Here is a 13,488-nt window from a genome sequence, read left to right as displayed (position 1 = left end):
CGCCTTCGCCCCCTTTGTGGTTTTTCAAGCCATTTTCCCCCACTTGACAACACAAAACGGGTGTTGAAATAATTGCGCGAGCGGGGTGGGGCGACACCCACCCGAGGCCGCAGAACACCAATCACCCACGCGCAGGCGGAAACACCATGCAAGTAGTGGTGGCATGCGCGACCAACGCCCCCCGCTCATCCACCACCTTCCCCTCCGCAGTAGCCGTCCGCCGCCCCAGGTGCAGCACGTTCCCCGTCCCCACCAACAACTTGTCGCCCACCCCCACAGCCCGGATGTAGTTCACCTTCAACTCCAACGTCGTATAACCAACCCCAGCCGCCAAAGCGGAATGCACCGCACACCCCATCACCGAGTCCAGCAGCGTCGCCGCGATCCCCCCGTGCACCACCCCGATCGGGTTCAGGAAGTCCGGCTTGGTGCGCAGCGACATCACCACCCGCCCTTCCTCCAACTCGTCGAACGACATCCCCAACAGCCGCGCGATCGACGGCGTGTCGACGTCCTGGCGGGCCTGGAACTGGCGGAGGACTTCGATCCCGGACATCCCGGCGAGGTCAACAGTGGACATCCGAACTCCCGATGGTTGTGAGCACCGACGCGTAACTACTATCATGATAGTTACTACCCGGTAAACCCCACGAGGAGGCCCCCCGCCGTGGTCCAGCACGTCAGCTTCGCCGACGCGGCCTGCCCCATCGCCCGAAGCCTCGACCACGTCGGCGAGTGGTGGAGCATCCTGATCCTCCGGGACGTCACCGCGGGCCTCACGCGGTTCGCCGACCTCCAGGAGCACCTGGAGATCTCCCCCGGATCACTCAGCCGCCGGCTCAAAGACCTGGTGGCGTCCGGCATCCTCGAAAAACAAACCCACGAGTACGTCCTCACCGACCGAGGCCGCGACTTCCTCCCCGTGCTGGCCGCGATGGCGGCCTGGGGCTACCGGCACTTCGGCCCGGAGAAGCCCGCCGCCCGCCTGGTCGACCGCGCCACCAACCGGACCGCCCGGCCCGTCGTCGTCGACGAGAAGACCGGGCGGCCGATCACCAGCGCCACCCACGGTTTCGAGCGGACAGCACCCCCGTGGTGACTCACATCCGGTCCGCGCCCTTCCGGATCGCCGTGCGGATCCGCGAATAGGTGCCGCACCGGCAGATGTTGCGCAGCCCGTCGAGGTCGGTGTCGGTGATCTGCCGACCCTCCGCCTTGGCCTTGCGGACCAGCGCCACCGCGGCCATGATCTGGCCCGGCTGGCAGTAGCCGCACTGCGACACGTCCTCCTCCAGCCACGCCTCCTGCATCGGGTGCAGGTCGCGGCCGACGGTCGCGGGCAGGCCTTCGATGGTGGTGACCTCGTCGGTCTCCTTGATCTTCGACACCGGCACCGAGCACGGGTTGAAGGCCTTGCCGTTGAGGTGGGACGTGCAGGACTTGCAGACGTTCAGCCCGCACCCGTACTTCGGGCCGGTGACGCCGAGGATGTCGCGCAGCACCCACAGGAGCCGCACGTCGTCGGCGACCTCGACCGTCACCCTGCTGCCGTTGAGCATAAAACTGTGCTGTGCCAAGGGGAACGCTCCTCAGAAGGCGCTGTCGAGGCCGTTGACCGGCGACGCGGGGGTGGACGGCTGCAACGGGTACGGCTCGAAGCCCAGCGTCCCGTGGTTGATGGGGAAGCTGGTCGGCATCGTGCCGGTGGCCCGGCCGTACGCCGTCGCGACGGCCGCGAACGCCGCCGCCACACCGATCTCGCCCGCACCGCTGGGCGTGCCGGTCGTCGGTGGCATCACGACCACCTTCACCTCCGGCGGCGTGTTCCACTGCCGTGTGTAGAAGTAGTTGTCCCAGCTGCCTTCCAGCGGGATGCCGTCCTTCATGTGCAGGCTCGACGTCAACGCCAGCGCGATCCCGTCGTTCAGCCCGCCGAGCATCTGCGCCTCCAGCCCGCGCGGGTTGAGCGGCAGGCCCGCGTCGATCACGATCGTCGCCCTGGTCACCCGAGGCCCGGTCACGCCGTCCACGATCGGCCGGTTCACGGTCTCCGGTCGGCAGTCGACCTCCACGAGCATCGCGACCGCGCCGCGGTACTCGGTGTGCAGACCGATTCCCTGCGCCACACCCTTCGGCAGCGCCCGGCCCCACTGACCGACCTCGACGGCCTTGTCCATCACCGCGCGCAGCCGGTCGTCCTTGAGGAACTCGCGGCGGAACGCGACGGGGTCCTTGCCCAGCTTCGCCGCCAGCCGGTCCACGACCAGTTCCCGCGCGCACACCACGTTCGGCGAGTAGATGTTGCGCATGCTGCCGGTGTTGAACCTCAGCGGGACCTCGTTGAGCAGCTGCGTGGCGACGCCGAAGTTGTACGGCACCGACTGCGTCAGCAGGAAGATCGTCTGGGCGAAGCTGTAGTTGCCCACGAGGGGCAGCTCGGCGGCGGTCGACGTGATCATCTCGCCGAGGCCGTGGCTGAAGCTGGTCTCCGAGCTGACGTGCCGCTGCTCGTAGGTCAGCACGTTGCCGAGCAGGTGCGTCGCCCGCACCCGCGACACGCACATCGGGTGCGTGCGGCCCTGGCGGAAGTCGTCCGTGCGGGTCCAGGACAGCTTGACCGGCTTGCCCATCTTCTGCGAGATCTCCGCGGCCTCGGCGGCGACGTCGTGGAACAGGTGCCGCCCGAACGACCCGCCGCCGGTCACGACGTGGACGACGACCTTGTCCGCGGGCAGGCCGAGCTGCCGCGCGATGTCCTGCTTGGCGTCGATCGGCACCTTGAGCGTGGACCAGATCTCGGCGCGGTCGGGCCGCACGTCGGCGATGGCGTTGTCCGGTTCGAGCGGCGCGTTGCTGGCGAAGGCGAACGTGAACTCGGCGTCCACGGACAGCGCGCCGAGCGCGGGCGCCACCAGCGGCAGCTGCGCCTTCTTGAGCTTGGCGAGCACGGTCGCGTCCGACTCCCCCGCGACCGTGCCGGGGTTCCAGTCGACGTCGAGCGCGCGCAGGCCGTCGATGCACTGGCCGAACGTCTCGCCGCGCACGGCCACGCCGTAGGTGATCACGGCGACGTCGGTGATGCCCGGCATCGCCTTGACGGCGGCCAGGTTGCGGACGGTCTTCACGGTGCCGTTGATCGTCGGCGGCCTGCGGACCATGCAGGGCTTGGCGTTCGGCACCTGGAGGTCCATGCCGAACCGCTTGCGGCCGGTGACGATGTCGTGGGCGTCGATCCGGTTCTGCGGCTTGCCGAGGACCCGGAAGTCGGTGGCGGCCTTGAGGGTGATGGACACCTGCACGGTCCGGTCGCTGGCGGCGGCCTTGGCGAGCGACCCGTAGGTCGCGGTCTTCCCGCTGTGGTGGGAGAGCACGCCGTCCCTGGTGGTCACCTCACCTTCGGGCACCTGCCACTGCGCGGCGGCCGTGCGCACGAGCTGCTGCCGGGCGAGCGCGGACGCGGTGCGCACCGGCGTGAAGATGCTGCGGACCGAGTTGGACCCACCGGTGAGCTGGTTCATCAGGAGTTCGGGGCGCGCGTCGGCGAGGGTGACGCGGACCTGGTCGATCGGCAGGTCCAGTTCCTCGGCGATGATCATCGCGACGGTCGTGGTGATGCCCTGGCCGACCTCCGTGCGGTGCAGGGCGAACGACGCGGTGCCGTCCTCGTTGACCTGCACGCCGATGAGGCCGGACGTCGGCAGCGCGGCCAGGTTCTGCAGGTCGCCGAGGTCGAAGAGGTTCTCGGGCTGGGGCAGGGACGGGATGACGGCCTCGGCCTCCGGGGCTCCGAGGGAGGCGTCCGCCCAGCTCACGCCCACGGCGAGGGTGGGAGCGGCGAGCAGGTAGCCGAGGAAGCGGCGGCGGGTGTGGTCCGGTGGGGCGTCTTCCGGCGAACGACGCTGTTCTGCCATGGGTGTCCTCGCAGGCGGCACTCTGAGTGGTGGGTCGGTGGCGGTGCGCAGTGGTGAGGCCCGGAGTGTGTCACGTCACATCCGCCACGAGAAGGAACGCCGTGCCTACTTTTGGCCTACCGGCGTTGTGCGGCGTGCACAACGCGCGGTCAGGCGAGCGGGCCGGGCGGGAGCAGCCAGGACGCCCGGAGCGCCAGCCCCAGCTCCAGGTGGGAGGCCGTGTCGTCGAGGTCGAGGCCGGTGGCCGACTCGATCCGGCGCAGGCGGTTGATCACCGTGTTGCGGTGGCAGTGCACGGCGGTCGCGGTGCCGTTGACCGAGCCGCCGGTCTCCAGCCACGCGGTGAGCGTGTCCAGGAGCAGCCTGCGCTCGGCCCGCGGGATCGCCAGCAGGGGGCCGAGCCTGCGGCGGATCAGGGCTTCGGCGAGGTCCGGCGCGCTGAGCAGGAGCGCTTCGGGGAGACGTTCGGCGAGCGCCGCGACCTCGACCCGGCCGGGCGGCACGGTGGCGCGGGCCAGCACCGCCTGCCGGTGGGCGGTGTCGACGCCCACCAGGCCGTGGACCGTCATCGACAGGCCCGCGACGACGCCGACACTCGCCCTCAGCACCGCGAGCGCCGCGGCCAGGCCGTCCTCGTCGACCACGAGCAGCCCCGCGCGGGTGTTCGTCCTGGACTGCCACACCGACGTCACGCCCACCTCGGCCAGCGGGCGTTCGAAGTCCTCCGCGCCGAGGTCGACGACGGCCACCGCGTACGAGCCGTCGACCGGCACGCCGATGGTGTGCGCCGCCTGCCGGGCGAACGTCGGGTCCTTCGCCCGGCCGGTGAGCAGGCCCTCCCACAGCGCGGCCAAGCGCTGCTCGTCCACACGCACCAGGTCGCGCTCGGTGGCGTGGTACGCGGTCGCGACCTGCGCGGACGTCTCGTCCACGACCGTCCACACCCACGACGCGAGGTCCAGCAGTTCCTCCGGGTCGGTGCGCTCGTCGGCGCGGGCCTCCGCGATCAGCGCCTCCCACACCAGCCTGCCGCCGAGCCGGAACGACCGCAGCACGTCGTCCAGCGGCATCCGCTGCGACGCCCGCGCCCGGCCGGTGGCGCGGGCCGCGTCGTACGCCTCGTCCTCGGGGACGACCGCGTCGTCCCCGGCCGCGCGCGCCACGAGCTGGAGGACCCTGGTGAGGTTGTCGTGGCAGGACCGCCACAGGTCGTGCCGGGGTACGACGTTGGCGCGGCGGTAGTTGGGGTTCTGCTCCTGGATGACCCGGACCAGGGCGTCGGCGAGGTCCGGGACGCGGGCCGCCACGTCCGCGACCAGGGACGTCGTGGTGCGCGGTGGCTCGGTCATGGTGGACGAGCATCGCACGGGTCCGGCCCCGTGGCACGACTCGGCGGGGTCAGGCCCCGGTCGTGGAGCCGGGCCGGATGATCATCAGCACCGTGACGGTCGCCCACAGCAGGTTGAACAGGCCCGTGGGCATCGCCAGGCTCGCCGGACTGGTGTCCGGTGTGGACAGTGCCGCGACCTGGCGCGGGAGGACCAGCAGCACCAGCACCCCGGCGGCCACGGCGGTCAGGCCGATCGACACGATCACCCACGCCTGGCCGGTGACCCCCATGACGCCCGCGGTGGCGAACCCGAACACCGGGACGGCGATCCCGACGGCGGCGTAGACCCGGCAGACGCGGTGCAGGACGCGGAGCGCGGGGAGGTCGGCGCGGCGGAGGGCCGCGGGGAACATGCTGGCGGCCACGGCCACCGGGCCGATGGCCAGGATCGCGGCCAGCACGTGGATCGAGAGCAGCAGCTTGGTCACGCCGGACTCCCGGCGGTACGCGGCGAACGGGACACGAACAGGCCTCCTCGGATCGGTGGCGTCACGCTAACCACCGGCGGAGGTGCTGCGGGGGTGGCTGGAATGCCACGTTCCACCGGATTTCGGCCAAGATCAGCCGTCGAGGCCGAACCGCCGGGGCAGGTCGTCGTCGAGGAACCGGGTGACCGCGCTGATCCGGTCATCGCGCAAGGTCAGGACGAGCAGGCCGACCGGACCGACGCCGGCGAGGAAGCAGCCGAACGCGGGCTGCCCGTTGGCGCGCGTGGGCTCCAGCCGGAACCGACTGCCACCGCGCGAGGCCGCGCTCGCCGCCAGGAACGCCCCGATGGCCGCGCGGCCCTGGTACGCGTGGGGCGCGGGCGGCATGGTCAGCCAGGCGCCGTCGGTCAGCAGCGCGAGCACGCCGTCCACGTCGTCGGCGGTGTACGCCTCGGCGAACCGCCGGGCCAGCTCGCGTTCCCCCGGCGAACCGGGGAGCGGGACGCGCGAGGGGTCTACGCGGTCCAGCCGCTCGCGGGCGCGTTGCAGGGCGGCCTTGACCGCGGTCGGCGTGGTGTCCAGCAGGTCGGCGGTCTCGGCGGTCGAGTAGCCGAGCACGTCGCGGAGCACCAGCGCCGCGGCCTGCCGGGGCGGCAGGTGCTGGAGGCCCGCGATGAACGCCAGCTCGATCGACTCCCGCGCGCTGTAGCGGGCCTCCGGACCGGGATCGCCGTCCTCCACCTGCTCCGGGCACGGCTGCAACCAGGTCACGGCGTCCCGGCGCGTGGGCTCGGGCGGGGTGAACGGCGGCACCGGTTCGGCGGGCCGCCGACGGCTCGCCGAGCGCACGGCGTTGAGGCAGCGGTTCGTCGCGATCCGGTACAGCCACGTGCGCGGCGACGACCGGCCCTCGAAGCCGTCCAGCCCGCGCCACGCGGCGAGCAGCGTCTCCTGGAGCACGTCCTCGGCGTCGGTCATCGACCCCAGCATCCGGTAGCAGTGCACCAGCAGCTCACGCCGGAAGGGGTCGGTGAGCTGCCGGAACGCGTCCGGGTCACCGGCACGCGCACGGTCGAGCACCGCTTGGACCACGCGGCCATCAAACCACGGTCGCCGCGGACCGGTCCGTTCGCCGAGCCGCCGGTGTCCACCTGGCACGACCACCAGGAGGGAACGACCATGACCGACCCGCTGACCACCGCGCTGGCCTACCACGAGGCGTGGACCGGCCACGACTTCGACCGCGCCATGACCCACATCGCCGACGACGTCGTGTGCGACGCCCCGGCAGGCCGGATCGAGGGCGCGGAGGCGTTCCGCGCCTTCATGGGCCCCTTCTCCCGGATCCTCGTCTCCTCGACGCTGCTCGCCGCGTTCGGCGACGAGCGGACCGCGCTCCTCATGTACGACACCGACACCGTCCCCGTCCGCAACGCCCCGGCGAGCGAGTTCCTGACCGTCCGGGACGGCCTGATCACGCACCTGCGGATCATCTTCGACCGGACGCCGTTCGACGCCGCGCGTCTTGCCGCCCAAGGGATTCCCACTTAAGTTCAGTGCATGAACGAATCTCCCGGTCGTCCGGTCCCGCCGCTGCCGCCGGGAGTCGACCCGGCCTGGCTGCCCGCGTTCGCGCTGCGCCCGGTCGGGTCCCGGCGGGTCCGGGTCGTCGGGACCGGGCCGCTCGTCGACACCGTGCGCGGCGAAGTCGTGGCCGCCGTCCGCGAGCACGGCGGCCACCTCGTCGACGACGGCCCGGTGGACCTCGACCTGGTGTGCGCCCCGGAGACCGGCGGCGGTCCCGAGGCGTTCACGGCGGCCCGCGCGGCGGCGACCACCACCGTCCGGGCCGCCGAGGGCGCCGGGCTGCTCTACGGGTTCCACCACGTCGTGCGGCTCGGCGAAGCGGCGTTCACCGGGACGTGGTCGACGACCGCCGCGCCCCGGCAGGCGATCCGGATGCTGGACCACTGGGACAACGTCGACGTCCACCCGGTCATGGGCCAGGTGGAGCGCGGGTACGCGGGCGGGTCGCTGTTCTACGCCGACGGCGGCGTGCGCGCCGACCTGGGGCGGGTCGCGGCCTACGCGCGGCTGCTCGGCTCGATCGGGATCAACCGGGTGTGCCTCAACAACGTCAACGTGCACCGCACCGAGGCGCGGCTGCTCACCGACCTGCTGCCCGACGTCGCCCGCCTGGCCGACGTGTTCCGCCCATACGGCGTCCGGGCGCACCTGTCGGTGAGCTTCGCCGCGCCCATCACCGTGGGCGGCCTGGCGACGGCGGACCCGCTCGACCCCGAGGTGCGCGAGTGGTGGGCGCGGACCACGGCCGCCGTCCACGCGGCGATCCCCGACTTCGGCGGCTACGTCGTCAAGGCCGACTCCGAGGGCCAGCCGGGACCGTTCGCCTACGGCCGTGACCACGCCGACGGCGCGAACCTCCTGGCACGGGCGCTGAAACCCTTCGGCGGCACGGTGTTCTGGCGGGCGTTCGTCTACAACCACCGGCAGGACTGGCGGGACCGCTCGACCGACCGGGCGCGGGCGGCGCACGACCACTTCTCCCCCTTGGACCGGCGGTTCGACGACAACGTCGTGCTCCAGGTGAAGCACGGGCCGCTGGACTTCCAGACCCGTGAGCCGCTGTCCCCGGTGATCGCCGCCATGCCGTCCACCCGGCTGGCCGTGGAGGTGCAGGTCACGCAGGAGTACACCGGGCAGCAGAAGCACGTGTGCCACCTCGTCCCGCACTGGCGGGAGGTCCTGTCGTTCCGCCCCTGGGGCGAGGAGGGCGGCACGGTCGCGGACACGGCGGCGGGGGTCGTGGCGGTGGCCAACGTCGGCGACTCCCCCGTCTGGACCGGGCACCCGTTGGCGCAGGCCAACCTCTTCGGGTTCGGCAGGCTGGCGTGGGACGACCGGCTGTCGGCCGAGGACGTGCTCGACGAGTGGATCGGGCTGACGTTCGAGGACCGGACCGTCCGGGACGCGCTGCACCAGGTCATGGGCGACTCCTGGCGCACCTACGAGCGCTACACCGCCCCCCTGGGCGTCGGGTTCATGGTGCGGCCCGGCGACCACTACGGGCCGGACGTCGACGGGTACGAGTACTCCCCTTGGGGCACCTACCACTTCGCCGATCGCGACGGGGTCGGCGTGGACCGGACGCGGGCGACCGGGACCGGGTTCACCGGGCAGTTCCCGCGGCCGTGGAGCGACGTCTACGAGTCGCCGGACACCTGCCCGGACGAACTCCTGCTGTTCTTCCACCACGTGCCGTACGGCCACGTCCTGCGCTCGGGGTCGACCGTGGTGCAGCACGTCTACGACACCCACTTCGCCGGGCGCGACGAGGTCCACCGCATGGCGCTCATCTGGGCCACCCTCCGGGGCAGGATCCCCGCCGACACCTTCGAGCGGGTCACGGAGTTGCTCCGCGAGCAACTCCGCTGCGCCACCGAGTGGCGGGACCAGGTGAACACCTACTTCTGGCGCAAGTCCGGCGTCCCGGACGCGCGGGGCAGGACCCTCTACTGACAGCGCAGCAGGACGACGGCCGTCGGGACGAGCACCAGGTCGTCCCCGGCGGCCAGGTCGCCGCCGCCCAGCAGGTCCACGCCCGCCGCCGGGCACGGCACGGTGACGGTCGTGGCGCCGTGGTTCAGCACGAACAGCAGCCGCTCCCCCTCCGGCGTCACGCGTTCGGCCACCTCGACGTCGGGCACGTCCGCCAGCGGCCCGGCCAGGCCGTGGTGGTCCAGCACCGACCGCACCACGGCCGCCACCCCCGCGTCGTCCAGCAGGGTGCCGACGTACCAGGCGTTCCCCCGCCGGGTGATCGCGGGCGTTCCGGCGTAGAAGTCCGCACCGTAGGTCCCGAGCACGTCCGTTCCCCCTTCCGCGACGATCAGCTCGAACACGTGCCGGGCGGCGTACGAGCGCCCGCCGAACGCCACCGGGTTCACGACGTCGGCCCCCTGGGCGTCGGTCTCCTCCACCCGCAGCCCAAGCAGGTCGGCGAACGGCCCGTCGGTGAGGAAGGCGTTGTCGTCCTCGTCCACCCGGCCGGACAGCACCGTGGTCAGGAACGACCCGCCGCGTGCCAGCACCGCCGCGATCCGGTCGGGCAGATCGCCCTTCACCAGGTGCAGCAGCGGAGCCACCACCACGTCGTAGCCGGAGAGGTCGGCCGTCACGGGCACCACGTCGAGCGCCGCGTTCGCCTGCCACAGGGCCCGGTGGTACGCGGTGAGCACGTCCGGGTACCGGACCGCGCGGTTGGGGCCGTCGGACAGCTCGACGGCCCACCAGCTGTCCCAGTCCACCAGCAGCGCCACCCGAGCGGGCGTCCGCGCGCCCAGCGTCACGTCGCCGAGCCGCGCGAACTCGGCGCCGACCGCGGCCACCTCGCGGAACACGCGGGTGTCGGTGCGGCCGGAGTGGTCCAGCACCGCCCCGTGGTACTTCTCGCACGCGCCCCGCGAACTCCGCATCTGGAAGTACAGGACGGCGTCCGCGCCGTGCGCGACCGACTGCCACGACCACAGGCGCAGCACGCCCGGCCGTTTCACCGGGTTGACGTCCCGGCTCGCGGTGGTCGACGGCGTCTGCTCCATGACCCAGAACGGTGCGCCGTCCTTCAGGCCGCGCACCAGTCCGTGGGCCAACGCCATCCGCGCCGGTGACGCGTGGTCCGGCGGGTAGTTGTCCCACGACGCGAAGTCCAGGTGCGGGGCCCACCGGTGGTAGTCGACCGGCTGGTAGAGCCCCATGAGGTTCGTCGTGACCGGCGTGTCCGGCACGTGTGCGCGGAGCGCGGCCTTCTCGGCGAGGAACCCGGCCAGCAGGGCATCGGACTGGAACCGCCGGTAGTCCAGGGTGATCCCCTGGAACGCCGTGTGGTCGGGGCCGCGCCAGTGCTCCGACAGCGCGTTGGGCGGCGGGATCTGCTCCCAGTCGGTGAAGGTGTGCGACCAGAACGCGGTGTTCCACGCGTGGTTCAGCCGGTCCAGGTCACCGTGCCGCCGCCGGAGCCAGTCCCGGAAACCCCTGCCGCACAACGGGCACCAGCACGAGCCGCCGAACTCGTTGCCGACGTGCCAGGCCACGACCGCCGGGACGTCCCCGTAGCGCTCGGCCAGCCGGTCGGCCAGCGCCACGGCCAGCCTGCGGAAGTCCGGCGAGGACGGACAGGCGTTGTGCCGTTGCCCGTAGACGTGCCTGCGTCCCTCGAAGTCCACCCGGCACGCGTCCGGGTAGGCGTGCGCGAGCCACGGCGGCATCGCGCCGCTGGGCGTGGCCAGCACGATCCGCTTGCCCTCGGCGCAAGCCCGCTCGACGATCGCGTCCAGCACGGTGAAGTCGTAGCGGTCCTCCGCCGGTTGCAGGTGGGCCCAGGCGAACACGCCGACGGTGAGGGTGTCGATGCCCGCCAGGGCGAACGCCTCGTAGTCGCGGTCCCAGACCTCCCTTGGCCACTGCTCGGGGTTGTAGTCGCCGCCATAACCGATCTTGCTCACGCCGTGAACCTCTCGGCGGCGTCGCGCAGCACCGGTTCGGTGGTGCGCAGCAGGAGGAGCGCGGCGGGCGACGCGAGCAGGACCAGTACCCAGTCCGAGGTCAGCACGACGATCCCGGCCGCGGCGACGAGCAGCGACAGCACGCCGAACGTGACGGCCGGGCGGGCGCCGAGGTAGAACGCCGCCAGCCGCACGAGGTCGCGCGTCCGCAGGGACAGCGTCGACGACAGCACGAGCGCCAGCGCCGCCCACAGCAGGACGGCCGCCCCGACCAGCAGCAGCACCACGCCGTAGCCCGCGGGAACACCGGCCAGGTCCAGGTTCGCCAGGGTGAAGCCGATCAGCGTCAGCACGGCCAGCGTCGGCACCCACCAGTGCAGCACGTCCCGCCAGTTGAGCCGGTAGCCGCGCCGGAAGTGCTCGGCCGGGGACAGGTCCCGCTCGGTGAGGAACACCCGCCAGGCGAACACCGCCGCCGACAGCGCGGGCGCCACCGGCACGAAGCACAGGCCGATCAACGGGGCGTTCCCCCGTCCCCCGGCCAGGAACACCACCGCGGCCAGCGCCGGGGCCGTCGTGAGCAGCACCAGCGCCTCGACGACGAGGAACCAGTACACGACGGTGGCCGTGCGCGAGAGGATTCCCTCGCCTGCCGTGGGCGTCACCGCTCGTGCTCCGCGACCAGCCGGTCGTCGGACACCCCGAGCAGCCGCCGGTCGTCCAGGCCCGCGTGCTCGGTCGGGGTCACCGGCAGCACCTCGACGAACGTGACCTCGTGCCGCGCCAGCGCGAGGTCCAGCACCACCCGCCCGCCCTCCACCGCGAGCGACCGGTGCTCCACGGCCGGGCGGGCGCAGTCGCGGAGCAGGTCGAACGTCCGCGCGTCCGGCGACGGCGGCCGGCCCAGCTCCCGCCACGCCGCGAAGGCGTTGCCGTCGTGCTCGTTCACCCGCTCCCGGCGGACGAACGCGCGCGGGCCGGTGACCGGGACCGTGAGCCGGACGCGGTGCCGCTCGGCCGCGGCGGGGGCCGTGGTCCCACCGACCGGCTGCCAGGCCAGCACCGTGACCCGGCCGTTGTCGTCGGCGCAGACCAGGTGGTCCTCGCCGCGCTCGAGGACCCACGTGCCCATGCGGGCCAGGAACGCGTAGAGGTGGTAGGTCGGCTTCGGCACCTGCCGGTGGGCCAGCAGGCCGAACCCGCCGTGGAACACCGAGGTGGGGATGTCCACCTCCTCGAAGACGTCGCAGAACGTCCAGTAGGAGTAGGAGTCCACGAGGTCGAGGCCGCCGAGCAGGACGGGGGCCAGGTAGGCGGCGTGGTACGCCGTGTCGTGGATCGGGTTGTCCGGGCGGTAGGAGCTGTTGAACTCGGTGATGTGCACCGGGAGCCCGGCCAGCGCGGTCCCAGCCAGGTGCAGGCGCGGGGCGGTGAACTGCTCCAGCAGCCCGCTCGGGTCGGTCAGCTCCTGGTAGGTGCCGAACGGGATCTCCTGGGCCGGACCGGACGAGTAGGCGTGCCTGCTGACGAAGTCGATCGGCACGGCGCGGGCGGTGACGAAGTCGGCGAACGGGGCCCACCAGTCGTCCGAGCCGGGCGACAGCGCAGGGCCGCCCACCTGGAGGCCCGCGTCGACGTCCTTGGCGGTCCGGGCGGTGACCTCGTAGAGCCGGAAGTACGCCTCCTGGTCGGCGTCCTTCCAGAAGCCGGGCAGGTTGGGCTCGTTCCACACCTCGATCGGCCACGTGCGCACCTCGGCGAGGCCGTAGCGGTCCACGAGGTGCCGCAGCACCGCGCGCACCAGCGCCGCCCACTCGTCCCAGTCGCGGGGCGGGGTGGTGTTGCCCTTCCACCAGAACACCGTGTCCGGCCCGGACGCGAGCGCCGACGGCATGAACCCCAGCTCGACGAACGGCCGCAGCCCCAGGTCGAGGTAGCTGTCGAACACCTGGTCCAGGTACGTGAACGAGTAGCGCGTCGAGTTGTCCACAGTGGACATCCGGAGCACGCCCATGTCGTCGGACAGCAGGCCGTGGCCGCGGATGTGGCGGAACCCGATGTCCCGCTGCACCAGGGCCAGCGACTCGCGGTAGTCCGAGCGCAGGGCGAGGTTGAGCCTGCCGGTGCCGACGCAGTGGCGCCAGGACTCGGACAGGCGGCCGATCGGCTCGATGGGGTTCACGGGCGGCACTCCCCTCGGTTCGGTGGAGGCGGGGCGGTGGGGGGGGGCGGGCGGG

General features: G+C 72.2%; 12 protein-coding genes. 3 read left to right on the top strand and 9 right to left on the bottom strand.

Going from position 1 to position 13,488, the window contains the following annotated elements:
• Positions 1–121 precede the first annotated feature (121 nt).
• A complete protein-coding gene (locus ACFWW9_RS38630) occupies positions 122–580 on the bottom strand; it encodes a PaaI family thioesterase (RefSeq protein ID WP_390387479.1) in 459 nt (152 codons plus the stop codon).
• 87 nt (positions 581–667) lie between these two features.
• Here ACFWW9_RS38630 and ACFWW9_RS38625 point away from each other — a divergent pair, with 87 nt between their 5' ends.
• Entirely contained in the window at positions 668–1,099 is a 432-nt protein-coding gene (locus tag ACFWW9_RS38625; RefSeq protein ID WP_390387478.1) for a winged helix-turn-helix transcriptional regulator, read from the top strand.
• Position 1,100: 1 nt separating this feature from the next.
• Here the strand turns inward: ACFWW9_RS38625 and ACFWW9_RS38620 are convergent, their stop codons facing one another.
• The 5 genes from ACFWW9_RS38620 to ACFWW9_RS38600 form a co-directional block, all read right to left on the bottom strand.
• Positions 1,101–1,559, bottom strand: a complete 459-nt coding sequence (locus ACFWW9_RS38620) for a (2Fe-2S)-binding protein (RefSeq protein ID WP_390387492.1) — start codon at positions 1,557–1,559, stop codon at positions 1,101–1,103.
• Between the two features lie 30 nt (positions 1,560–1,589).
• Positions 1,590–3,911: a molybdopterin cofactor-binding domain-containing protein gene (locus tag ACFWW9_RS38615; RefSeq protein ID WP_390387476.1), complete on the bottom strand. Its 2,322-nt coding sequence runs from the start codon at positions 3,909–3,911 to the stop codon at positions 1,590–1,592.
• Positions 3,912–4,060: 149 nt separating this feature from the next.
• On the bottom strand, positions 4,061–5,260 hold the full coding sequence (locus ACFWW9_RS38610) for a PucR family transcriptional regulator (protein ID WP_390387475.1): 1,200 nt from the start codon (positions 5,258–5,260) through the stop codon (positions 4,061–4,063).
• A 49-nt stretch (positions 5,261–5,309) separates the two neighbouring features.
• The gene (locus ACFWW9_RS38605) at positions 5,310–5,729 is read right to left on the bottom strand and encodes a hypothetical protein (protein ID WP_390387473.1); all 420 of its coding nucleotides are present in this window, start codon (positions 5,727–5,729) and stop codon (positions 5,310–5,312) included.
• 132 nt (positions 5,730–5,861) lie between these two features.
• Positions 5,862–6,809, bottom strand: a complete 948-nt coding sequence (locus ACFWW9_RS38600) for an RNA polymerase subunit sigma-70 (protein WP_390387471.1) — start codon at positions 6,807–6,809, stop codon at positions 5,862–5,864.
• A 99-nt stretch (positions 6,810–6,908) separates the two neighbouring features.
• On the opposite strand from ACFWW9_RS38600, the gene ACFWW9_RS38595 reads away from it, so the two are divergent.
• Together ACFWW9_RS38595 and ACFWW9_RS38590 are read left to right on the top strand one after the other, a co-directional pair.
• Positions 6,909–7,280 (top strand): nuclear transport factor 2 family protein, encoded by a 372-nt coding sequence (locus ACFWW9_RS38595; RefSeq protein WP_390387469.1) that lies wholly within the window; start codon positions 6,909–6,911, stop codon positions 7,278–7,280.
• Positions 7,281–7,289: 9 nt separating this feature from the next.
• Positions 7,290–9,269, top strand: a complete 1,980-nt coding sequence (locus ACFWW9_RS38590) for an alpha-glucuronidase (RefSeq protein ID WP_390387468.1) — start codon at positions 7,290–7,292, stop codon at positions 9,267–9,269.
• On the opposite strand, the gene ACFWW9_RS38585 is transcribed toward ACFWW9_RS38590, so the two are convergent.
• The 3 genes from ACFWW9_RS38585 to ACFWW9_RS38575 are packed head-to-tail and all read right to left on the bottom strand — an operon-like array spanning position 9,263 to position 13,433.
• Positions 9,263–11,251, bottom strand: coding sequence for a beta-galactosidase (locus ACFWW9_RS38585; protein ID WP_390387466.1), 1,989 nt, complete (start codon positions 11,249–11,251; stop codon positions 9,263–9,265). The genes ACFWW9_RS38590 and ACFWW9_RS38585 overlap by 7 nt on opposite strands.
• Complete coding sequence (locus ACFWW9_RS38580; RefSeq protein ID WP_390387464.1) at positions 11,248–11,916, bottom strand: glycosyl transferase; 669 nt, start codon at positions 11,914–11,916, stop codon at positions 11,248–11,250. The genes ACFWW9_RS38585 and ACFWW9_RS38580 overlap by 4 nt, the downstream gene beginning before the upstream one ends.
• A complete protein-coding gene (locus ACFWW9_RS38575) occupies positions 11,913–13,433 on the bottom strand; it encodes a xylan 1,4-beta-xylosidase (RefSeq protein ID WP_390387462.1) in 1,521 nt (506 codons plus the stop codon). Before ACFWW9_RS38575 ends, ACFWW9_RS38580 begins: the two co-directional genes overlap by 4 nt.
• Between the last annotated feature and the right edge of the window lie 55 nt (positions 13,434–13,488).

The organism is Umezawaea sp. NPDC059074 (assembly GCF_042738955.1).
In the GTDB taxonomy this organism is placed as follows: Bacteria; Actinomycetota; Actinomycetes; order Mycobacteriales; family Pseudonocardiaceae; genus Umezawaea.
Note: the sequence above shows the minus strand (reverse complement) of the source record. Positions and strands in the feature narration are given on the sequence as shown.

What these genes read in the sequence shown, in the direction of transcription:
- ACFWW9_RS38620 (WP_390387492.1), bottom strand. Translation starts at nt 1,559, where the DNA reads ATGCTCAACGGCAGCAGGGTGACGGTCGAGGTCGCCGACGACGTGCGG.
- ACFWW9_RS38610 (WP_390387475.1), bottom strand. Translation starts at nt 5,260, where the DNA reads ATGACCGAGCCACCGCGCACCACGACGTCCCTGGTCGCGGACGTGGCG.
- ACFWW9_RS38595 (WP_390387469.1), top strand. Translation starts at nt 6,909, where the DNA reads ATGACCGACCCGCTGACCACCGCGCTGGCCTACCACGAGGCGTGGACC.
- ACFWW9_RS38590 (WP_390387468.1), top strand. Translation starts at nt 7,290, where the DNA reads ATGAACGAATCTCCCGGTCGTCCGGTCCCGCCGCTGCCGCCGGGAGTC.
- ACFWW9_RS38615 (WP_390387476.1), bottom strand. Translation starts at nt 3,911, where the DNA reads ATGGCAGAACAGCGTCGTTCGCCGGAAGACGCCCCACCGGACCACACC.
- ACFWW9_RS38630 (WP_390387479.1), bottom strand. Translation starts at nt 580, where the DNA reads ATGTCCACTGTTGACCTCGCCGGGATGTCCGGGATCGAAGTCCTCCGC.